The 21951-nt window shown below is 60.7% G+C and carries 17 protein-coding genes; 8 read left to right on the plus strand and 9 right to left on the minus strand.

Annotation, left to right across the window (positions count from 1 at the left end; all coding sequences use genetic code 11):
* Positions 1-243 precede the first annotated feature (243 nt).
* Positions 244-582: a DUF2917 domain-containing protein gene (locus BV106_RS30795; protein ID WP_038171344.1), complete on the minus strand. Its 339-nt coding sequence runs from the start codon at positions 580-582 to the stop codon at positions 244-246.
* Between the two features lie 149 nt (positions 583-731).
* Between BV106_RS30795 and BV106_RS30800 the strand changes: the two genes are divergently transcribed.
* Positions 732-2192 (plus strand): PLP-dependent aminotransferase family protein, encoded by a 1461-nt coding sequence (locus tag BV106_RS30800; RefSeq protein ID WP_051946586.1) that lies wholly within the window; start codon positions 732-734, stop codon positions 2190-2192.
* Between the two features lie 688 nt (positions 2193-2880).
* Here BV106_RS30800 and BV106_RS30805 read toward each other — a convergent pair.
* From BV106_RS30805 to BV106_RS30820, 4 genes are all read right to left on the minus strand, one after another.
* On the minus strand, positions 2881-4119 hold the full coding sequence (locus BV106_RS30805; RefSeq protein WP_081892477.1) for an FtsW/RodA/SpoVE family cell cycle protein: 1239 nt from the start codon (positions 4117-4119) through the stop codon (positions 2881-2883).
* A gap of 236 nt (positions 4120-4355) precedes the next feature.
* Positions 4356-5498 (minus strand): FtsW/RodA/SpoVE family cell cycle protein, encoded by a 1143-nt coding sequence (locus BV106_RS30810; RefSeq protein ID WP_265596251.1) that lies wholly within the window; start codon positions 5496-5498, stop codon positions 4356-4358.
* 237 nt (positions 5499-5735) lie between these two features.
* A complete protein-coding gene (locus BV106_RS30815) occupies positions 5736-6524 on the minus strand; it encodes an ATP-binding cassette domain-containing protein (protein ID WP_157211027.1) in 789 nt (262 codons plus the stop codon).
* 89 nt (positions 6525-6613) lie between these two features.
* Positions 6614-9358: a hypothetical protein gene (locus BV106_RS30820; RefSeq protein WP_038171348.1), complete on the minus strand. Its 2745-nt coding sequence runs from the start codon at positions 9356-9358 to the stop codon at positions 6614-6616.
* Between the two features lie 246 nt (positions 9359-9604).
* Here BV106_RS30820 and BV106_RS30825 point away from each other — a divergent pair, with 246 nt between their 5' ends.
* The 5 genes from BV106_RS30825 to smc all read left to right on the plus strand — a co-directional run bounded on the left by BV106_RS30825 (position 9605) and on the right by smc (position 17221).
* Positions 9605-10117: a hypothetical protein gene (locus BV106_RS30825; protein WP_038171350.1), complete on the plus strand. Its 513-nt coding sequence runs from the start codon at positions 9605-9607 to the stop codon at positions 10115-10117.
* Between the two features lie 105 nt (positions 10118-10222).
* Complete coding sequence (locus BV106_RS30830) at positions 10223-10813, plus strand: HAD family phosphatase (protein ID WP_038171352.1); 591 nt, start codon at positions 10223-10225, stop codon at positions 10811-10813.
* 61 nt (positions 10814-10874) lie between these two features.
* Positions 10875-12356 carry a CbiX/SirB N-terminal domain-containing protein gene (locus BV106_RS36905; protein ID WP_063768032.1) on the plus strand — a complete coding sequence of 494 codons (1482 nt, stop codon included), beginning with the start codon at positions 10875-10877 and terminating at the stop codon, positions 12354-12356.
* A 72-nt stretch (positions 12357-12428) separates the two neighbouring features.
* Positions 12429-12704, plus strand: a complete 276-nt coding sequence (locus BV106_RS30840) for a hypothetical protein (RefSeq protein ID WP_038171353.1) — start codon at positions 12429-12431, stop codon at positions 12702-12704.
* A gap of 524 nt (positions 12705-13228) precedes the next feature.
* Positions 13229-17221: a chromosome segregation protein SMC gene (gene smc, locus BV106_RS36510; RefSeq protein WP_051946592.1), complete on the plus strand. Its 3993-nt coding sequence runs from the start codon at positions 13229-13231 to the stop codon at positions 17219-17221.
* Positions 17222-17676: 455 nt separating this feature from the next.
* Here smc and BV106_RS39030 read toward each other — a convergent pair whose 3' ends face one another.
* Entirely contained in the window at positions 17677-17931 is a 255-nt protein-coding gene (locus BV106_RS39030; RefSeq protein WP_038171354.1) for a hypothetical protein, read from the minus strand.
* Positions 17928-19145: a S41 family peptidase gene (locus BV106_RS30855; protein WP_081892474.1), complete on the minus strand. Its 1218-nt coding sequence runs from the start codon at positions 19143-19145 to the stop codon at positions 17928-17930. The genes BV106_RS39030 and BV106_RS30855 overlap by 4 nt, the downstream gene beginning before the upstream one ends.
* Before the next feature lie 252 nt (positions 19146-19397).
* Between BV106_RS30855 and BV106_RS30860 the strand changes: the two genes are divergently transcribed.
* Complete coding sequence (locus BV106_RS30860) at positions 19398-19961, plus strand: hypothetical protein (RefSeq protein WP_038171356.1); 564 nt, start codon at positions 19398-19400, stop codon at positions 19959-19961.
* A 10-nt stretch (positions 19962-19971) separates the two neighbouring features.
* On the opposite strand, the gene thiD is transcribed toward BV106_RS30860, so the two are convergent.
* On the minus strand, positions 19972-20796 hold the full coding sequence (gene thiD, locus BV106_RS30865) for a bifunctional hydroxymethylpyrimidine kinase/phosphomethylpyrimidine kinase (RefSeq protein WP_038171357.1): 825 nt from the start codon (positions 20794-20796) through the stop codon (positions 19972-19974).
* A 91-nt stretch (positions 20797-20887) separates the two neighbouring features.
* On the opposite strand from thiD, the gene BV106_RS30870 reads away from it, so the two are divergent.
* Positions 20888-21265 carry an ApaG domain gene (locus BV106_RS30870; RefSeq protein ID WP_265592814.1) on the plus strand — a complete coding sequence of 126 codons (378 nt, stop codon included), beginning with the start codon at positions 20888-20890 and terminating at the stop codon, positions 21263-21265.
* An 8-nt stretch (positions 21266-21273) separates the two neighbouring features.
* Here BV106_RS30870 and BV106_RS36515 read toward each other — a convergent pair whose 3' ends face one another.
* Positions 21274-21879: a 5-formyltetrahydrofolate cyclo-ligase gene (locus BV106_RS36515; protein WP_051946594.1), complete on the minus strand. Its 606-nt coding sequence runs from the start codon at positions 21877-21879 to the stop codon at positions 21274-21276.
* Positions 21880-21951: the final 72 nt, after the last annotated feature.

Here is a 21951-nt window from a genome sequence, read left to right on the forward strand (position 1 = left end):
TCACGTCTTCGCCGGGAGACACAAGACTTCAAGACTCAAGACAGAAGACCTGAGTTCAGGGATGAGATCAATCCACAGGGTCATGAGCAGCACACTGCCCAGTCGAAGCTCTTCCTCGAAGAGGATTCTGCTACAAGCCCAACGTTGGCGAGCTTCCAGCGAGCCTACGTTGGGTGCATAGAGAAACTTGCCTGCTCCGAAGGAGTTGCGGCGGTCTGGCTGACTACCGGTCTCAGCCAAATCTCACGACTCCTGCGCCGTGAGCCGGATCAGAGACGCATGCATCCCCTCCACCAACACCGTCCCGCGAGTCTGCGGCCTGAAGGACTCCCCCCGATGCAGCACGTAGTCCGTCGGGTCCCCTTCCTGGGTGATCCAGAGCAGCCCCCGCACACAGGTGATCCGCGTCACCTCTCCAGGGTGCTGAAACTTCACCAGTGCCCCGCTCTCCACCTCCAGCTCATGAGAGGTGGTGCGGCGGGTTTTCGGCATGAACGGCAGCCGCGCGACCACGGCTTCCCACGTACGGGGAAATCCAGAGACTTTGCCAAGTTGAAGGGGCTGCGGGCTGCTTGCGTTCATGGAGACAAGGTACCCCTCCCCATGAATCAGCACAGATTCAGCGATTGCTTTTCTGAACCGGTACAGTTACCCCAACCTCAAACTGTGCTGGTGAACAATTCAATAAAGTGTTACTGTGATGCACGCATCCGATGAGGCAGGTTTCACCCATGTCCGTGTCCCCCAAGTCACCCCCGCTGGTTCCGCCAGAAGGCGTTGGCAACCTCTATGAGCGGGTGGCAGGACACATTCAGGACCTGGTTGAAAAGGGCACCCTGCGCCCCGGCGAGCGCATTCCCTCCGTGCGCCGGCTTAGCGAGCAACAGGGCGTGAGCGTTTCCACGGTGCTACAGGCCTACACCGTCCTGGAGGATCGGGGCGTCATCGAGGCCCGCCCGCAATCAGGCTACTACGTACGAGTCCAATCGTGGAAGCCTCCGGCAGAACCCGAGATGTCCCGGCCCGCCACGCGCGCCACCCAGGTCACGGTAGGCGAGCTGGTCATGAAGGTGATGAAAGCCGTGCGCGACCCTGGCTTGGTCGCGCTGGGCGCGGCGATCCCCAGTCCGGAGCTTCTGCCCACTCGGCAGCTAAACCGTGCCATGGCCGCCTTGGGCCGCCGGTCTCCAGAGCTCGGCAGCAGCTATGACGTGCCTCCCGGCCTCACCGCCCTGCGTATTCAGATCGCCCGGCGCGCCCTTGATGCCGGCTGCGCCCTGTCACCGGAAGAGATTGTCACCACTTGCGGTGGCATGGAGGCCCTGCATCTCTCCCTGAGCGCCGTGGCCAAACCGGGCGACACCATCGCCATTGAGTCCCCCACCTACTTTGGCATCCTCCAGTGCATTGAATCCCTGGGCATGAAAGCCCTCGAGATTCCCACCCATCCGCGCGATGGCGTGAGTCTGGACGCGCTCGCCTATGCCTTGGAGCACCAGCCCATTGCAGCGTGTCTCTTTGTCCTGAACTTCAACAACCCACTGGGCAGTTGCATGCCGGATGAGAACAAACGCCTCCTGGTGGAGATGCTGGCGGAGCGCGAGATCCCGCTCATCGAGGATGACATCTACGGGGACGTCTCCTTCTCCCCTCAGCGCCCCAAGACGGCCAAAGCCTTCGACAAGAAAGGACTCGTCCTGCTGTGCGACTCCTTCTCCAAGACGCTGGCCCCCGGCTACCGCGTGGGCTGGGTGGCTCCCGGACGGTTTCAGGAAAAAGTCGAACTGCTGAAGACCGTCAGCACCATCGCCACCGCCACGCTCCCCCAGATGGCCATCGCCGATTTCCTGGCCAATGGAGGCTATGCCCACCATCTGCGGCGGGTGCAGCGCGTGTACTCAGATCAGGTCAACCTGGTCACCGAGGCCATCGCGAAGTACTTCCCGGAGGAGACAAAGCTCACCCGTCCCAGCGGCGGCCAGGTGCTCTGGGTGGAACTGCCCAGCCGCATCGATTCCCTCGAACTCTTCCACCGCGCCCTCACGGAAAAGATCAGCATTGCCCCCGGCCCCATTTTCTCGGCCAAACAGAAGTTTAAGAACTTCATCCGCCTCAACTGCGGAAATCCCTGGAGCCCCACCGTGGAGCGGGCGCTGAAGACCCTGGGCCGCATCGTCGCCACGATGCGATAGGGGTGGAGGTTGCCAGCGTCCATCGAAACTTGGTCATCTGCACGCAATGGCGTAGCGTGCAGGCATTCAGCTAGTGCCTGCGAAGGAACCTGGGCGCGAAAGGAAGCCAGACCGCCACAACTCCTTCGGAGTAGCAACCTCCAACACTGTTACCCAACGTAGACTCGCTGGAAGCTCGTCAACGTTGGGCTTGTAGCCCCATCCTCTTCGAGGAAGAACTTCAACGAAGGCATCGATTCCTTGGCGGCCACCCCGAGCGCGGCGATTGGGGTGGCAGCCAAGGAACCACCTTGAGGCACCCGCCTCAGACCGAAGTTGATCCCAGTATGGGATCTGTAACATAGCCCAGCGGTTGGACGAGCCTCAAGCGAGTCAACCCTGGGTACATCCGCAGAGGATGATCAGGTGGGAAGGCCGATAGCATCCGCTTTCTCCCCACCGCTTTCAACACCTCCACGTTAGCCCCCGCAGGTTCCTTGGCAGAACTGAACCGCCAAGCACATTGGGGCGGGCGCCAAGGAGCCTGCACTATGGAGATTACTCAATCGAAGCGCTTCCTCGAAGAGGATCTGGCCACAAGCCAGACGTTGGCGAGCTTCCAGCGAGTCTACGGCGGTCTGGCTGACTGTTGGCCTTCAGACACCGTGGTATGCACATTTTTCCCGGCATGCCAGGCTCCACAACCACTTCACCCATCGAGACGTGGCAGTTCCTCCGGCTGTGACGGAGGGGGCAAATTTTCTGCTGCTGCTTCCGGAGACGGTGGTGGCGGCGGCACCGGCGCGACATCGTGACGATGGATCCACACACTCTGGGCCAGACCCATCATAAACATGCAGAGGGTGAGATAGATGCCTCCGTAGCTGGTGAAAGGCAGAGACTGCCCGGTGATGGGAAACATGCAAATGTTCATCGCCATGTTCTGCAAGGAGCAGACAAACAGCAAGGCCACCACTCCCACTACCAGCATCCGCCCCAGTTCATCTCGGGCGGTGTAGGCGACATGGATGCACAACAGAAACAGAAGCAAAAAGAGCGTCATCTGCAACAGTCCACCCAAAAGGCCAAACTCCTCCACGATGACGGCAAAGATGAAGTCGTTGATCGCCTCGGTAGGAGTAAAATAAGTCCGGTGTACCGAGCGTCCCTCCACCTTGCTGGACAGCGGCCCCTTCCCTGTAAAGCCAGCCGATCCGACCGCCACCTTCAGCTTGTCGCTCATGTAGGCCTCTCCGCGCACCTCCAAGCTCGGACTGGTCATCATCTGGACCATGACGTCCACCCGCTTTTGCTGAAAGGGCTTGAGGCAGAAGTGATACCACAAGGGCACCAGACATAGTCCAACTGCCAGCATCAAGACCAGATACCGACCACGAATGCTGGCCACCAGCAACATCAACACGAGGACCAGCCCCATAGTCCAGGCAGCCCCCAAATCCGGCAGCCCATACAGCATCCTCACCGGAATCAGCGCGAGCACCACGACCAGCACGATGCGCAACCATTGGTACCGGAACAAAGACACCGCTTGGTGCAAATGCCCCAGCCCAACAGCGAGAGCAACGGCCGTCATCGCCAAAGCAAGCTGTGGAGTGGAAAGGCTGCTAAAGCCCACGCTGATTGCGCTTCGCGCTCCGCATCCCTGAATATTCACATGGGATTGAAAGAGCAGTGCCCCCAGCCCTCCCGCATAAAGAAGCCAGCCGCCCCAGCGCAGCCACTTGTAGTCGATCAAGGCCGTGACCACCCAGATGGCAATCCCGAAGGCCAACCACCGCAATTGATCGCGCCACATGCCCGACAAATGGAGCCCCTCTCTAAACGAGGACGCATTATATATCGCCCACACGCCCCAAGCGATCAGGGCGAACAGGATGATGACCAGCAGCCAATGAAGACGGCAGAACTTGCGAAGGAGGATACGCATGACGAATTCAGTGAAGCGGAAACTCATTCCACGCATCACTGGACCAACTCAGACTCAAGCGCCCCGTGAACGCTCAAAGCCAATTCACATTGTTCGAATATGTCATGGGCGATCAGGCCTCGCCAACCACATCGGCCCTACCCGTCTTAAACGATCTTCCTTCAGTTCAAGTCTTGTGTCTTGTGTCTTGTGTCTTGAAGTCTTCTGTCTCCCGGCGAAGCCGGGTCCGGGTCAGACTAAAACTCGTCCTGCTCTCCTTCTTCATCACGCCGGCCCTTCTTCTTGACCGGGGAAATGTTGCGGTGAATCCAGACGCTCTGAACCATGCCCATGAGGAACATGCAAACGATCAGGAACGTACCGCCGTAGCTGGTGAACGGCAGGGGCAAACCGGTGATGGGCATCATGAGGATGTTCATCCCCATGTTCTGCATAGAGTGGGCAAATAGCATCCCCACAATCCCCACCACAATGAGCCTGCCTAGATTGTCCCGCGCATAGAAGGACACAAAGATGCACTGTAGCAATAGCATGGCCATGCCCACGATCTGGAGGAGGCCGCCCCGGAAGCCAAACTCCTCCACGATGACGGAATAGATGAAGTCGTTGATCGCCTCCGTAGGGGTGTAGAACGTGCGATGCACCGAGCGGCCGTCCACTTTGACGGAAAGCGGCCCCTTCCCTTCGAAGCCCGCAGAGCCCACCGCGATCTTCACCTTGTCCGCCATGTAGGCTTCCCCCAGGGTGTCCACCTTCTTGTTCGCGAGCATGTTCACGAACACCTCCACACGCTTCTTTTGGTAGGGCTTAAGACCAAAGAAGTAAGCGACAGGAAGGATACACATCACCCCCAAGAACAGTGTGATGAGGTACCTGAAGGGGATGCTCCCAACCAACAGCATCGCAATCACTACCGGCCCATAAACGGCCGCAGAACCGAGATCCGGCTCCTTCAAAACCATCGCCATCGGAACCCCTGCCAGCAGGCCTGACACTCCCAATCGGAGCCAATGATGGCGGAACACTGGGGCAATGCGATGCAAGTCCCCCAGAACGACTGCGAGTGAAACAATCGTTGCAACAATGGCCAACTGGGATGGCTGGAAGTCGACGAAGCCCAAGTCAAACTTACTCCGCGCTCCTTTGACATCGACACCGAAGAACTTCACTAGAACGAGACTCACGATCCCGGCCAAATACAGGATCCAACCGCCCCATCGCACCCACTTGTAGTCGATCAACGCCGCTATCCCGAACACCCCCAACCCCAACGCCCCCCACTGCACTTGGTTGCGCCAGATGGTGGAAAGATTCATCCCCTCACGGAAGGATGAGGCATTGTAGATCGCCCAAACGCCCCACACGATCAATGCGATCATGTTAAGCGCGAGGATCCAGTTAAGGCCGAGAAATTTGCGAAAAAGTGGGGTCATACAAAGACACAAGACTTGAAGACACAAGACGCAAGACTTGAAGCCTCACGCTCGCCACCAGTTCACTAACTGGCGCAAACCGCTTTCAACCAAAATACACTTCCCGATCTCCAGGCCACGCACCATCGAATCGCGTTCGAATGGGGAATCAGGTCTTGTGTCTTGTGTCTTCAAGTCTTGTGTTTACAGAGAAGGTACCGCCGCGAGGAGCTTTTTAGTGTACTCGTGATGTGGATCTTCACAGACCTGAGCCGCGGTGCCTTGTTCGACAATTTTTCCGCGGTGCATCACAATGATCTCATCGCTCATGTGCTCCACCACGGCGAGGTCGTGGGCGATGAAGAGATAGGTGAGTTTGAACTGCTCCTGCAGATCCTGCAGAAGATTGATGATCTGGGCCTGAACGCTCACATCCAGGGCGCTGACCGGCTCGTCACAGACCAGGAACTTGGGCTGCACGGCCAGAGCTCTGGCAATGCCGATGCGCTGACGCTGGCCACCGCTGAACTCATGCGGATAGCGCCACATGGCCTCCGCCGGCAGTCCCACACGCTCAAGCAATGCGGCCACCGTGTCCCGGCGCCCCGCCTTGTCCAGATGGCGGAAGTGAATGCGCAGGGGCTCCGCGATGATCTGCTCAATCGTCATGCGGGGATTGAGCGAGCCGAACGGGTCTTGAAAGATCATCTGCATCTCCTTGCGATAGGGGCGAAACTCGCCCTCGCTCAGCGGAAGGATGTTCTTGTCCCGGTAGATCACTTCTCCGCCCGTGGCGGGAATGAGCTTGAGCACCGCCCGGGCGATCGTGGATTTGCCACTGCCGCTCTCCCCCACCAGCCCCAAGGTGCCGCCTTCAGGGATGGAAAAGCTGACCTCATCCACCGCACGGATCTCATCCACTTTGCGGCGCAGGAACCCTGCATGCACAGGGAAGTGAATCTTGAGCTGGTTGACGCGAACGAGAGGAGTCATAAGCCGGGCGGGGCGAGTGTAGCACATGCCCCCCAGCGGGAAACTTCAAAAATCCAAAGTTCTTTTTGCCCCAGCTTTCGGCCGAGGGGCTAGCGCAGCGGACGGGTGATCCGCTTCCAAAAGAAGTCCAGCTCACCAGCCAACGAGGTCATCACTCCATGGAGATCGCCGCCTGGGGTGTTTTCCGTGTCCGTGAGGATCTGGTTCATGGCATAGAGACTGGCCAGACTGCGGTTGTCCAGGTGCACCACATCCAGATTCGCCCGCAAGGCGGAAGGGATGACATCCTGCTGAAGCAGCCCCGCCAAGGGAGCCGCCTCCAGATCCCCTTTAAAGACCAGCAGCTTGATCTGCGGAGAGGGCTGCCCGATCTGGCTCGCCGCCGCCGTGAGTTCCGCCACCCGTCCCACCACGAAGCTCGTCACCGTCTTCCAGTAGCGTTCGTCAGCAAAGTCCTCCAGACCGAAGATCATCTCCGCTCCCTGCAACCGCCATCGAGAGAGGGATCCTCCTCCCAGACCTGGCAGTTCAAGCTCGTCATAGGTCACAACAGGGAACCGCTTTCCTGCCACGCGCACAACATGGGCGATCATGGGCCAGTTGACCTTCAAGATCTGGTCACGTCCGAGGATCTGCTGGCGCAGAGCGCTGAATTGCTGTGGAAGGCTGCCCTTGCTTTCACTTCCAGTGGTTCCGTTCGCATGAACGGTTGCGGTCGAGACTGCCACCCCGCTGGCGGGCCCACCTGGAGGCATCAGGCGATGCTTGGAAGGCGACTCTTTGGCAGGTCCTGCCGGAGCGATCCTGACCTTTTGTGGCGACTTGGATCCCGCGTCTGGCAGGACGGTGGGTTCAGACGTCGCCCGCACCTTGGAGAGGAGTTGGCGCAGCCGCTCAAAGTTGTTTTCGGAGGACTCCGCTTGGGGCGGCGTTGGCGGAGGTGCCGCCACAGATCCCCCGTAGGGAGCGGACTCCACCGAGGCCGAAGGCGTCGCTCCAGTGGGCCCCTCTTGAGAAGCTTCCGATGCTGACGGCGCAGAGCCGAGCCCCCCTACCCCTGAACCACTGAACGCAGTGCCCGAATCCGGCACCGGCGGGGACCATTTCGGCGCGGGGTCAGCGGGCGGGTTGGAAGCAGAACCAGGAGCCGCTTCGACTGATGGCCTCGGCGCAGGTGCTGGGGCGTGTTGCCCGTTGTCCGGGGTAAATGGGGAAAAGTACGCCGCCTTGACAGGAGGGCGCTCTATCGGGGGAGGCGGCAGAGCAGCGGGTGGCTCAGAGGGTTCATCCAACTCAGCCGCTGGGGCAGAGGCGGCGGGAGGCTCATCTTCCGGGACGAATGGGGACGGGGCATCCGGGGAGGGTTCCGCAAGCGGAAGGAAAGAGTTTTTCCGTTCGACCGGAGCTTGGGGGTGAACAACTTCCGTGATCGATCCGAGGGGACCAGCAGGTGCTGGCGCTCCCGCCAGACTCACCACCTGGCCACCATGATCTTCCGCCAGGTGCTTGGCCAGGGCGGTGAGATCTTCTTCCGGTTCTTCCTCTATCTCCGGCAGAAAGGGAGAGCCCCCCAGCGCGGACTGCAAGCCGCCTACGTCCTCTAGGATCAAAGGCAGAGCATCGCCATCGGCCGGGCCGAGCGGCCCGGACTTGCTCGTCTCCGCAGCAGCGGAACGCAGCCATTTGCGCCACGCCTGGGCGGCGTGCCGCAGCATGCCACGGGTGGAGACGCTTCCCGTGGGCCGACCGAGGAAATAGCGGTCCAGATCCAGATATCCTAGAAACTCTTCCCGATGGCGTTCCCCCACTCCCACCTTGGCCATACGTAGCTCAACGAGCTCGATCGCCTCTGCGGCATTGAGACCCGCCAGGGAGACATTGCGAGCATTGAGCCGGTCTTCCAGTGCACTCGGGAGCTGCCGACCAAAGGTCGTGTCCCACAGATCCTGGTTCATGCTCAGCACCACCCGCACACCGGGCAGAGAGGTCAGCTCCAGCGCCATCCGCGCCACGGAGACACCCGCCTCGGCATCACGATAAAGACCGTCCATGTGATCCGCCACCAGCACCACCGGCTTCCAGATCACCACCAGCTTGAGGAATCGCACCAGCTGCTCCGGCCCTGCCACATCCATGCCTTCCGCCAGCGTCGCCAGATTGGCCGCCGTTGGTTGCTCCACGTAGTCAAACATGGCCCGCAGCCAGTCGGCCACCTCCGCCCGCCCTTCAAGGTAGGTCACCTCCGTCAGAGTAGCGTGCAGCTGGTCATAGTGTTTCCTGAACCACTCGCCAATCACTTTGGCGGGACCGCTGTCGGAAAACAAGTTCATCGGATCCTGAGAGAGCACTCTCAGGGCCTGGCTCGGATCGGTGCTGGGAATGCGTCCCGTCTGAATGAGCCGCTTGAGCAAAGCTGCGTGCACCCCGCTGCACACGCGCTGTAGAAGATTGGGCTTCACCCCCGAGTAAGCGAGGTCGGCCACAATGCCGCGACCGCAGCCTGCCCAGGTCATGCCATCCTCCGTCTGCCAGGGCAGGCTTGCCACCACCGCCTCAGACTGGAGCTTTTCCGCCACGCGGCCCAGCAAGTGGGTTTTGCCGTGGCCCGCTCTCGGAGCGCTCAGCAGGATGACGCGCCCCTCGTTTTCCAGGGCCCGCAGCTCTTCCAGCGCGGTCTCGTGAATGGCCACCGCAGGTTCCCCCTCGCCTTCATGCCAGGTGGCACAAATGTCATTGCCAAACGGTTGCAGATTGGCCAGCGCCACCCGATCAGGATGGATAGCGGCTTTCGCAGTCGCAGTGACCTCCGAATGTGGGTTATTGGCAGGAATCATGTTAACCCGAAATTCTAAATTGATTCGCAAAAGGGAGAGTTTCCGCATTCGCGGGATGAGCAATCAATACTATATTTGCCTTTCCACACAACACCGTTTTTACTAGAATTTCCAGAAGTTGCAAGCGGCTTCACCAGATTCTGACACTTTACGAGTCACGAGAGACGAACAGTATTACATCCCCTCAGCGTGAAGCATGCCTTTGCCCTTTGCCAAGGCCACAACGTCGCTTAGATTCCCTGCCCCATGACCCTCCAACTGAATTATACCCACGCTTGGGCTTTTGGTATCGGCCTTTTCATTGGCCTGGCCCTCCTGTTCTCCGCGCTGCGCTCCCACTGGAAGACGGCCCGCGAACTGCGCCGCTTTAAGAAGATGCTCAATGACAAAATGGATCTCGAGTCCAAGCAGCAGACCGACCTGACTAAGGATCGCGACCGGCTGAAGGGCGAAAACGAGAACCTCCGCTTGCAGGTGGCCCGGCTCAACGACCGCCAAGACAACCGCGCGAACCGCGAGCTTGAGATCTACGCCCGCGCTGAGAAGCAGATGAACATCAGCGCTCCTGGCTTCGCTCCCGCTTGGGAAATCGCCAAGGCAAACGCCCTGTCCTCCCTCAATGAAGAGGAGAAGGGCAACAGCTTCCCTCAGCGCATCTTCCGCAAGCTGGTGGGTGGCAACAATGCCGTCGCCCTGCCCGCAGAGGCAGCCTCCAAGGCGCAGAACACGAATCACAGCCACGTGGAATCCGCTGCTTGATTTCGGGCTCGACCCGTTTCACAGAACGACTGGCCTTTGCGTCGGTTTTCTCCCGCCCTTCCGGCCCCCGGAAGGGCTTTTTATTCGTAATCCTGAGCGATACCCATGCTGCAACTCCCTGACCGCAAGTTCTCCGCCTACATCTTCGACTGCGACGGCACGCTCGTTGACTCCATGCCGCTCCACTACGTGTGCTGGATCGAGTCTCTCCGCCTCAACGGTGCGACCTATGCCTTTACAGAAGAGGAGTTCTACCACTTCGCCGGAGTGAAGGAGTACGACACGGTGGTCGTCCTGAACGGCTTGCACAAAGTCAACGTGGATCCCGATGCTGTGGTGCGAGTCAAAGCCGAGATGTTCGAGAAGCGCATTCCGGAAATCCAGCGGGTGAATCCTGTGGCCGATCTGGCCCTTTCCTCCTTCGGCAAGCTGCCCATGGCCGTCGCCTCCGGCAGTGAGGAGCCGATCGTGCACGCCTGCCTGAAGCACACCGGTCTGTTCCACCTGTTCCCGCACATCATCACGCCGATCAACGTGGAGCGGGGCAAGCCTGCCCCGGACATGTTCCTCCTCGCCGCAGAGCGCATGGGCGTGCCCCCGGAGGAGTGTCTGGTCTTTGAAGACGGGCGCAGCGGCCTGGAGGCGGCCAAAGCCGCTGGCATGGAAGCGGTCTTCATCCCGCGCACGCTCCGTTAATCTGCCCCATTGGGACGAATCCGGGGAGGCCTCCCCGTTTCAGCACGTAATCTACTACAGCATGGTTCCAGACACAGCAGCGGCATTGGTGATCGTGGGTCATGGTTCTACGATGAACCCAGACTCCAGCGCGCCCACGCATCAGCATGCCGATGAGATCCGTCGTCGCGGGTACTTCGCGGAGGTGGCCTGCGCCTTCTGGAAGGAGGAGCCCTCCCTGCGGGAGGTGTTCTACCAGACCACGCAGTCCTTGGTCTATGTGGTGCCCAACTTCATCAGCGAAGGTTACTTTTGCCAGGACGTGCTCCCCCGCGAATTGCGGCTGACCGGCCCGGTCACCGTCCGTGACGGCGTCACCTACGCCTATTGCGATCCCGTCGGCATTCACCCTTCCATGACCCGGCTTCTTCTGGCCCGGGCGGAGGAGGTGGCTCCCGGTGTCCCGCGGGATCAGACCTGCCTCATCATCGTCGGCCACGGCACCAGCCTGAACGAGAACTCCCGCAAGGCGATTGAAGATCAGGTGACACTCATCCGAGATGGCGGCTATGGGTTCGCCGAGGTACTGGACGCCTACATGGAGGAGGAGCCCCTCGTGGCCAAATGGCACGAGCTCAGCACCGCCCCTCACGTGGTGGTCGTGCCCTTCTTCATTGCCGACGGCCTGCACAGCTACCAGGACATTCCGGTCCTGTTGGGCATGGAGAGCGAGCCCACCGCCGCCCTCAGCCAGAACGAGGTCTTCCGTCACAATCCTCATGCCCTCCAGGGGCGCAGTCTGTACTACAGCAGCGCCATTGGGACTGAAGCCCTCATGGCCGAGGTCATCCTGGATCAGGTGAAGGACTTCAAGGCCAAGCATGGCGCGGCCTTGGAGTCCGCGATCATCCGTGACAACTCGATCCCCGAGCTCCCTCGCAAGCCCTTCAAGCTAGGTCAGGTCGCCGTCTCCCCCGCAGGAGAAGGCACAAGCTGGCTCCTCAGTCATGTCGATGATGTGGACGCCACTGACCTCCGAGTGTCCACCGATCCGCTCGAAGCCCGCAGCCTCAGCATCTACGATGATGCAGGGCAGTTCCGCCCGCTCAAGACCGCCCCCACCCTGCGCCACGGCTGGAAGCTCGCGCTGACGGATGAAGCCGCCCTTCGGCTGGCCCTTGATTTCCTCTATCCCGCTGCGCTCGGCTTCGTTCGGCATCAGGCAGCTGGCACCCTGGAGCCTGTGCCGTTGCGCCAGACATTGGGACGCCAGACGGGGATGTACCGGTTCTCCAACAAGATCACCGACGAACAGGCCCAGGAAATGGTGGCCTGCCATTGTGACGCCGAGACCAAGTGCATCCGGCGCATCACCTGGCACCTCAATCCTGAACAACCGCTGACGCTCCTCGAAGAAAACAAACGCCCGGAGACCGTGCCGGCGGACGAGTTGCCCCTGCTCTGCGTGGAAGCCTGCACCCACATTGTTTCCGCGGCCCGCGAGATCGCACGTGGCGGCAGCGTGGCCGGGGCCCATGCACATGGGCACAGCCACAGTCACTAGACGACCGGACTTGCCGCTTGGAAATGGAAGGGCTCAATCACCTCGGTCTCCCTGACTTCCACCTTCCCCATCATGATCCGGCGCGGTAGAACCTTGCTGGCCCAGAAGCGCCGCCTGCAGCAGATGCAGCACGCCGTACGCGAGCATTTTCAGAAGCTTTATCCAGCGGATTCCATTGTTTGGGTGGTGCTGGTGGAGGAACACCCCATGGGCTCCGTCATAGCTGTCGCCTACGACACTGGCCAGATTCCGCCACCCTGTCGGTTTTTCAGAGTTGGCTCCAGCGGCCTTTCCATCACCCCCATGGGTCCTGGCTACTGGCCTTCCTCGTGGGGCCCACAACGCTGAATCGGCCCTCATGTCGGCGACCACTTCACAGTCGGCACGGAGTTCCTTCCCGGTGAGGGAATTGCAGAGTCTACCGACATTTTTTGACTGGCGACGCCCCACCTCGGCCTCACCAAGCCCCCCCATTTATCTGCCCTGACTATCTTCTCCGGCCCCTCTCAGGCACCTGAGGGGCCAATCGACCCGCCCGCTCTCAATTGGGCGCTGTGAACAACCCTGTCGGGATAAATGTGAATAACTCGGCTGTTGCGACGGGGTCGGTTTCCGTCTTTCCCCGTGGCTACGGGAACGCAGCGTTCTCGACCACTTTTCAAGCGATATTAAGCGTTTTTCGGGTCAAAAAATTCCTGCAAGACATCGCCATATCTTGTGCTACATACGAGAGCGCACCCCTACAGATTGTGCAATCACATCTTTCTTGCCCTTTTTGTCACCTGAGATTTAAGTTCCAAAAGTGATCACCTGCCGATCCCACTCGGCACACGTTCACCGCTCAATTTCAACGCTCTGCTCCCGCTTCCGTCATGTATCTCAAGTCCCTCGAAATCCACGGCTTCAAGTCCTTTGCTGACAAGACGTTGTTTGAGTTCCACACGGGCGTCACCGGCATCGTTGGTCCCAATGGATGCGGCAAGTCAAACGTGGTGGACGCCATCCGCTGGGTGCTGGGGGAAACTTCCGCCAAGGCTCTGCGTGGCGCAGAAATGGCGGACGTTATCTTCAACGGGACGGACAAGCGCAAGCCCGTGGGCATGGCAGAAGTCATCCTGACCCTGGCAGATTGCGAGCAGGGCCTGGGTGTGGACTACAATGAGGTCGCCATGTGCCGCCGCGTCTTCCGCGACGGTCGCTCCGAATACCGCATCAACGGCACCATCTGCCGTTTGAAGGACTTCCAGGAACTGCTGGCGGGTACTGGAATTGGCCGGTCCGCCTACTCCGTGATGGAGCAGGGCAAGATCGACATGCTCATCAGCGCCAAGCCAGAAGACCGCCGTTCCGTGTTCGAAGAGGCGGCTGGCATCACCAAGTTCAAGGGCCAGAAAAAGGAAGCCCTGCGCAAGCTGGAGTACACAGAGGCCAACCTCCTCCGCGTGGCGGACATCATCGCGGAAGTGAAGCGCCAGATGGGCACCTTGCACCGTCAGGCCCAGAAGGCCAAGCGCTACCAAGTGGTGCACAAGGACCTCCGCATTCTGGACCTGCACCTGGGTCACAAGCATTTCACCGAGTACACCGCTGAGAAGACGGAGTCGGAGAACCAGATCATCTCCTTGATGACGGAACTCAATGACCTGCACCAGCGCATCCACTCGAAGGAGCAGGAGGTCACCGAGACCCGCGAGATCTACCACCAAGTGGAGTCCACCATCAACGGCCTGCGGCAGCAGTCCCAGGAATTCCGTTCCAAGATCCAGGGGGCCGAGAGCAAGATCGAGTTCAACCGCGAACGCGTGGAAGAACTGGAAGGCCGGATCCGGCGCAATGAAGAGGATGCCACCAACAACCGGGACATGGTGGACCGTCAGCAGCGCGAACTCGCCGCCGCAGATGAGCAGTTCTCCTCCATCCGCAGCACGATCGAAAGCCGCCAGTACGCCCTAGAGGAACACCAGATCGTCCACAACGCCATCATCCCAGACCGTCAGAAGCTGGAGATGGAGCGCCGCACCCTGCGTGAGACCTTCCGCCGTCTGGAAGGTGAGGCCGCCACGGCCGATGCCAAGGCGCAGAGCCTGACCAACCAGATGGCCACCGACCGCCAGCGGCACGAAGCGCTGGCGCATGACAAGCAATCCGCCATGCAGGCGCGCGAAGGCAGCCAGGTGGAGTTTGACCATCTTCAGCGTCAGATCGAAGAACTGGAAACCGTCCGAGCCGAGCTTGAGCACAAGCTCAAGGATCTGACCAACAACATCCAGGAGCAGCGCCGTCAGCGCGATGCCGCTTCAGAAGAGCTCAACAACCTCCAGCGCCAGCTCACGCAGCGGCGCTCACGTCTTGAGGTCCTGCAACAGATCCTGGAGAAGGGCGAAGGCCTGGAGCTAGGCACGCAAAACATTCTGAAGGGCCTGGACGATCCCGACCGCATCAAAGGCGGCATCCGCGGCCTCGTGGCCTCGGCCATCGAGGTAGAGCCCCAGTTCATCTCCGCCATCGAGGCAGCCCTGCGCGACCACTTGCAGGCCATCGTGCTGAACCACACCTCCCTCGCAGATGAGGTGCTGCATAAACTCACGGAACAGCGCCTCGGCAAGGCGGCAGTCGTTCCTCAAGATCTCATGCTGCGCAACGGCGGCACCGAACGCCAGTTCATGCCCAACGGCGGCATCGCCTGGGCTCTGGACAAGGTGAAGTCCCAGCCGCACGTGCAGCCTCTGGTGGAGCATGTGCTCCGGAACGTCCTCATCGTGGATGATCTGCAGACCGCCATGCGGCTGAAGCACGACCACGCAGATCTGGCGTTTGTCACTCTGAAGGGCGAGATTCTGACCGAGCACGGCGTGCTTCACGGTGGCGCCGGTAAAGAAGAGGCCGCCTCCACGCTGCGTCGCGAGACAGAACTGCGCGAACTTCGCGTGCAGGTCGAGGCTCTCGACATCCAGGTCGAGGAAAAAGAAGTCCTCATCGAGGACCTGCGCATGGCCCTGGAAGAGCAGCAGCGTGAGGAGGCCAATGCTCGCGATGCCTCCCAGATGAACCGTGAGGCTCTGAGCCAGTATCAGGGCAAGGTGAGCGTCGTGCAGCGCACCCTTCAGCAGGCGACCGCCAAACTCGACTCCCTGGAATGGGAACAGGGACAGATTTCCCAACGCCTCTCCGCCGCCGAAGCTCAGATCCAGCAGCATCGTGAGGCCAATCAGGTCGCCCTCTATGAGATCGAGGAAACCCAGGAGCGGGAACGCGTGCTGGAGACCCAGATCGAAGGCGTGATCCGCCGCGAAGTGGAGTCCACCGAGCGCCTCAACGAACTCAAGACGGCCCTGGCCCTGGAACAGAACGCCCTCCAGAACGTGGAACGTCAAAAGGCTCCGCTCGCCAGCCGCCTCGAGGAACTCGAGTCCAGCATCAGCCGCTACGAAAACGAATGCTTCATCTGGAAGCAGCGCATTGATTCCGCCGTGGCCGAGAACCGCCGCTTGGTGGAGGAGACGGAAGAAGCCCGCCGCCTGCTGGGCAACGTGGACAACGAAGGCCGGGAGTCCGTGGAGCGCCGCAACGCGGCCTTCGAGCGCGTGACCGCCCTGGAGACGGAACTCAACACCATCCGCTCCCGCCACGGCGAGCTCAACGACCACCGCAGCCGTGCTGAGGTTCAGCAGACCCGCGTGGAGATGAAGCTGGAGAACCTCATCAAGCACGTGCAAGAGCGCTACCAGATCAGCTTGGATGCCTTCGAGCCCGATCCGCACTCCCTGCTGCTTTCCATCTCCGAGCAGAAGAAGTCCTTCGACCGCACCAGCAAGCGCCGGGCCACTCTGTCTTCCCGTAGCGATAGCGCCTCCGACGACGATTCCTCCGCTGAGAACGAGGGATCCTCCGCCGCAGAAGCCCTTTCCCCTGGTGACGTTGAAATGGACGGCAATCCCCTCTTCGACGCCGCCGCCCTGGAGCGCGGACCGGACTGGGATCTGGTTCAGGAAATCGTCAATGACCTGCGCCAGCGCCTGGAAAGCATGGGACCGGTGAACCTGGACGCCATCCAGGAGTTCGAGGAACTCGAACAACGCCACATCTTCCTGGAAACCCAGCACGGAGACCTTGTGAAGAGCAAGGAGGAGCTGCTCCAGGTGATCGCGAAGATCAACGACACCACGCAGACCATGTTCACCGAGACCTTCATCCAGGTCCGGAACAACTTCCGCGAGAACTTCAAGGAACTCTTCGGCGCCGGCGGCCAGGCCGACCTCATGCTGCAGGACGAGAACGATCCCCTGGAGTGCGGCATTGAGATCATCGCCAAGCCCCCCGGCAAGAAGCTCCAGAGCATCAGCCTCCTTTCCGGTGGTGAGCGCTCCATGACCGCCGTGGCGCTTCTCTTCTCGATCTTCATGGTCCGCCCCAGCCCCTTCTGCGTGCTGGACGAACTCGATGCACCGCTGGACGAATCCAACATCAAGCGTTTCCTCGCGATGCTGGACAAGTTCATCAACGCCAGCCAGTTCATCATCGTGACCCACAACAAGCGCACGATGTCCAAGGCAGACGTGATCTACGGGGTGACTATGCAGGAGTTCGGCGTGAGCAAGCCAGTGGGCGTGCGCATGACCAACGAGAAGGTGTCTCTGGAGGACAACGCTCCCACCGTGGCCGAAACCGTGCGTGGTGGCGCCGCCAACGCCATGGGCCTGACCCCGCCCTCCGCCCTGCCCAAGAAAACCCGGGGGAGCAAAAAAGGCGCCGCCGCCGAGTCGACCGAGGCAGCTCCAGCCGCCGAAGAAGCTCCCGAGCCAGCATCCGAAGCAGAAGCCGAGGCCACAGCAGACGTCCCCGCTGAAGAGGTCCCCGTAATGTAGCGCCAGGTTTACAGAATCTCTGACATCTAACCCGTTGCCAGGACTCCTGGCAGCGGGTTTTTGTTGGCTCGCATTCAGCCCCACCCGCGCCCCGATCTCCCCGAACCCGGAGGGTTCACCATGAGTAGCCATGGGTGCAGCGCACGTAGCGAGCGCAACCCATGGACAGCAAGATCGAGAACTCTACCGCGGAGCGGTAGGCCAATCGCGTCGCGAACCCCACACGAAATCCCGCCATACCACCCACTCAGACTTTGGCCGCCATGGGACTACCGCTCCGCGGTAGAATGCCCTACTCCATCTTCCATGGGTAGTCCTCGCTCCGCTCGGCCGACCCATGGCTACGCACGGCGAACCCTCCGGGTTCATGAGATAACTCGCGCAACACCGACGCACCGACGCACCGACGCACCGACGCACCGACGCACCGACGCACCGACGCACCGACGCACTGACTACCTCCTCCAAGCCGGAATCACCGGATGGCTCACCTGCACGCCTGACATATCCTCCGGGATCAACCTGCCCTCATCAAAGTCGCAAAGTGAGAGCAGCACATGGTAATTGTCCCCTGAATTCAGCGGCGGAATGCCATCCAGCCCCTGCGCATAGGCGATGATCTCCTTGCCATTCGGCAGGGTGGCGCGGTAGGTGCGATGCGTCAGCACCTCAGAAATGGTCACGGGAGCAAGGAGGCGGATATCACTCATCGACTGGGAGTCTGGGAAGGAGACGAGGCGGGGGTGGGGCTGGCTGGAACGGGGACTGCCGGTCCTGCAGGCTTTGCGGGCACGGCCTTGGGGATGGTGTCGGCACCAGCCTGGTCTGCCGACGGAGTTGCAGGGGTGGTGTCCATCTCCCACTTGAGCGCGAAGCCTGCGAGCGTGGTGCGGGAACGGACCAGATCCAAAGCCCGCTGCACCACCACCTCTCGAAGCTGACCTTCATCTCCAGGCAACGGCTGCCCCTGACTCTTCTTCACATAAGCATCCACCTCTGGATTGCCCCCCGAGACGAGCGCGGCCTCGTTGAACCGCGGACGCACACGGTCCATCACAAACGGTTTCATGGATTTGCCCCGGCTGCCCGCAAAGACTTTGCGTTTGTCCTCGGCGGATCCCTTCAGGAAAAATTGCGGTTCCAGCCCCTTGCGAAAAGTCGAAGTCCCATCAGGCAGCAGCAGCTCGGCACTGGCGTAGCGCAGCATCGTCGCATCATCCAGCCGGACATCGGTGTAGCGCACCGTGGCACCGCGGGTTTTGGAGCCAACAAGAATGGCCTGGCCCTTCCCTTTCAGGCACGCGGCTACGGCCTCTGCCGCAGGAGAAGAGTCATCGTCAATGAGCACGATCACCTCCTGGGTCCAGCTGGGAGCCCGCTTGGAGATGAAAAACTCCGCCTCATCACGCCCCATCTGTTTCAACTTGAACATGAGCTGCCCCTCCGGGAGGAAGCACTGGAGCATCAATGCCGCCTCATCAAACACGCCGGCGGTGGAGGCAGACCGGAGATCAAGAATAAGCTGCTTGGCCTGCTTTTCCACCAGCCCGGCGAGCGCCTTCTCAAACAGCACGCCTTCGCCAGGAGCGAAGGTGTCAGGCCGAAGGTAGGCCACATCCGGTGCCAGGAATTCCGCGTGCACATTCGGCTCGGTGGGGATCGCATGCTGGACCACCGGCTGCAAAGAGGCCCCAAAATCGAGCCGCTCCAGCAGGCCCTGCAACGCAGCGCGATTGAGCTCCTCGTACGTGAGATCATCGCGACGGATGTAATCCCGACGAAGGATCTGGAACGCCGACTGCACGCCATTCTGCGGCAGTTGATCCAGCAGTGGGCCGGCGGTGAGCGACGGACTCGCAGCAACAAACAAACCACTACAGACCAGAAGCTGGGCGGTGGAAGGCAGGCGCAGGGACATCGGCATGGGCCATGATACGCAACTGAGCCCAGCCTGCCAGCAGCGAGTTTCACATGATGAGCTCGACGAGCCGTGCAAGCATCCCCCTCCGCCAACGATGCTCTGAGCGATTCCCTACCGATAGGCAGGAACCGCTCCGCTCTCGATTTTTCACATTTCTTAAATTTCACATTTTCCGGCGAATGGGAAGGATGCAAATTCCGTCTGTCCCCGCCTCGTCTCCTCCATTACTCAACTCCATCCCGCCCCTCCTTTCCCATGCATCGCCTGCTCCGTCCCTTCTCCTGCGCCATTGCGCTCGCCCTTGCTCTTGCTTCCTGTGAAACACCCGACTACGCCGGACCCGGTCCACGTCCGGCACCTCGAGTGCTCATTCCTTCCGAGTTAAGTCAGAATGAGGTGCGCTTCATGCCGGAGATCGAGGACACGCTCATTCGTGCGGGTTATCGGCCCACGCGTGATCGGTCGGCCGAGTACCAGCTGGAGTTCGATGTCGATGACGGTCCCGTGAATGCGGACACGCATCTCACCCTCTCGCGCGAAGGCTCCGAGGTGGCTCGCTCCTACGCACGAGTGGGCGGCCCTCGCATCCTCCTGCACCGCCAGGAGTTCATCCGCCAGTCCTTCGACAAGTGCCTCCGTGACTTCGAATCCCAACTCTCCCGCGCCAGCGGCGGAGGCGGCTACGGCGAATGGCAACGGCCGTCCGGTTCCTACCGCCAGACTGATCGCCAGGTGTATGACGATCGCGGCGGCTATGACCAAGGCCGCTATGACACCTACGGCGGATCTGGCCAGGGCGGGTACGAGCGCCCCTATTGATCAGCACCCGCTACTGTCCGGTGCCTCCCCTGAACTGGACGTGATTTAGCGCATCAATCTCACCGCTACCAGACTGCCAGCGAAAATGCTCGCGGATTGCAGCGGTGACAAAGGCCTTCCCTTCGGCGACGGCCTCCTCCAGGGAGAGCCCCCGTCCCAGACCGGCGGTGATGGCAGCGGAGTAGGTGCACCCCGTGCCGTGGGTATGCACCCCGGAGATGCGCTCCCCTTCGTACCAACGTACCAAGCTGCCATCCACCAGCACATCCGGCGCGTCAGCTCCGGCGAGATGCCCGCCCTTCATCAGCACGGCAGCACCGTGTTTCTTGGACAGGACCTGAGCTGCGGAGAGCATCTCCTCTCGCGAGGTGATCGGCGCGCCCAGCAAAACCGCCGCCTCATCCATGTTGGGTGTGATGACTCTGGCGAGTGGCAGAAGTTGGCCAATGAGGGTCTCCTCCGCATCCCACTCCAGCAGTCGCCCCCCGCTCGTAGCCACCATCACTGGATCCACCACCAGAGGGATCCCTGCCTGTGCCATCGACTGCCAGGCATCCACTACCGCTTCAATCTGCCTGCGTCCTCCCAGCATCCCCGTCTTGGCAGCGACCGGGGGCATTCCCTCAGCGAGGACTCTGATCTGCGCGCCGATGATGTCTGGCTCCAAAAGCTGGATGGAATCCACCACCGCCGGGGTCTCTGCCACCACGCTGGTGATGGCGGTCATGCCATAGCACCCCAGAGCCATGAAAGTCTTCAGATCAGCCTGAATGCCAGCACCTCCCGAGCAGTCGGAGCCAGCGATAGTGAGAACTAGGGGAAGAGCGCGCGCCATAGTGTGAAATACCCAACATGTCTCGGCCAAAGCGGTTGCCAACTTGAACTCGTTCCTTTGCTTCCCTGCCTTGTGTGTGACATCTTCGACAATGTCGATGACGTTTGTAGAACTGCCCGGTCTGACGGTAACCGTGGACCAGGTGCTTTATCAGCCAGAGCTCACCGCCCCGGTGGACCGGCCCCACCCTTTTGCGTATCACCTTTCCATCCACAACGGCTCCGACGAATCCCTCACGATAGTCGGGCGCAAATGGATCGTCACCGACCTGCACGGCGGAGTGCTGGTGGTAGAAGGCGAAGGCGTGGTGGGGCACAAGCCTCACTTGGACCCAGGCCAGTCGTTCAGTTACAACAGCTTCCACGTGGTGCGGGAGCCTAGCACGGCCTCTGGCACTTTCTTTGGGCAGACCGACCATGGACAGCCAGTCTATGTGCGAGTGCCGGAGTTTGAGATGACGCCTCCCTGAGGCGTCGGTCAGCCTCCTTTCCGTCCTGCGGGGAGGTGCCACCCCGCCTCGGTGACGATCCGAGGCAGTAGGATGTCATGCGGTTCACAGGGCACCGAGTCCAGAAGCTGCAGCTGAAAGGCCACTCCCACAGGACTGCCATGGAAGTCCGGGTGGCCCAGAATCCGATCGTAGTGCCCCTTCCCCCGACCGAGACGGCCGCCAACGTCCGCCCCAAAGGCCAGACCGGGAACCAGCACCGTCGCCAGATCTCCCACACCCACAGCACTTTCTGAAGTCTGCCGAGGCTCCAGCACTCCCAAGGAGCCGACCATCAGATCTTCCACCCCGTGCACTCGGTAGGGGCGCATGGTCTCCCCTTGGATGCCAAAGAGTGCCACCGCGAACCCTCTCTCCGTCAGCCAAGGCAGGAGCCGCAGGAGTTCCGGTTCGTACTTCATTCCTCCAAAAATCGCCACCACCCCACCGGAATCCGCCCACGATTCATGGTTGGTAAGGTGTTGATACACTGCAGTGGACCACTGCTGCCGGTCCACCTCGCGGGTGGCACGGAGCGTATCCTTCATTCGACGGCGGAGTTCGCCCTTGGTCAGCTGGATCGTTTCTTCCTTCACGGCACAGAAAATGCATCCTTGGAGTTCAGTGTTGTCTTGTCATCTTTCCTCAGAAATCTAAACTTTTCAAAC

It is taken from the genome of Verrucomicrobium sp. BvORR106 (assembly GCF_000739655.1).
GTDB lineage: Bacteria > Verrucomicrobiota > Verrucomicrobiia > Verrucomicrobiales > Verrucomicrobiaceae > Verrucomicrobium.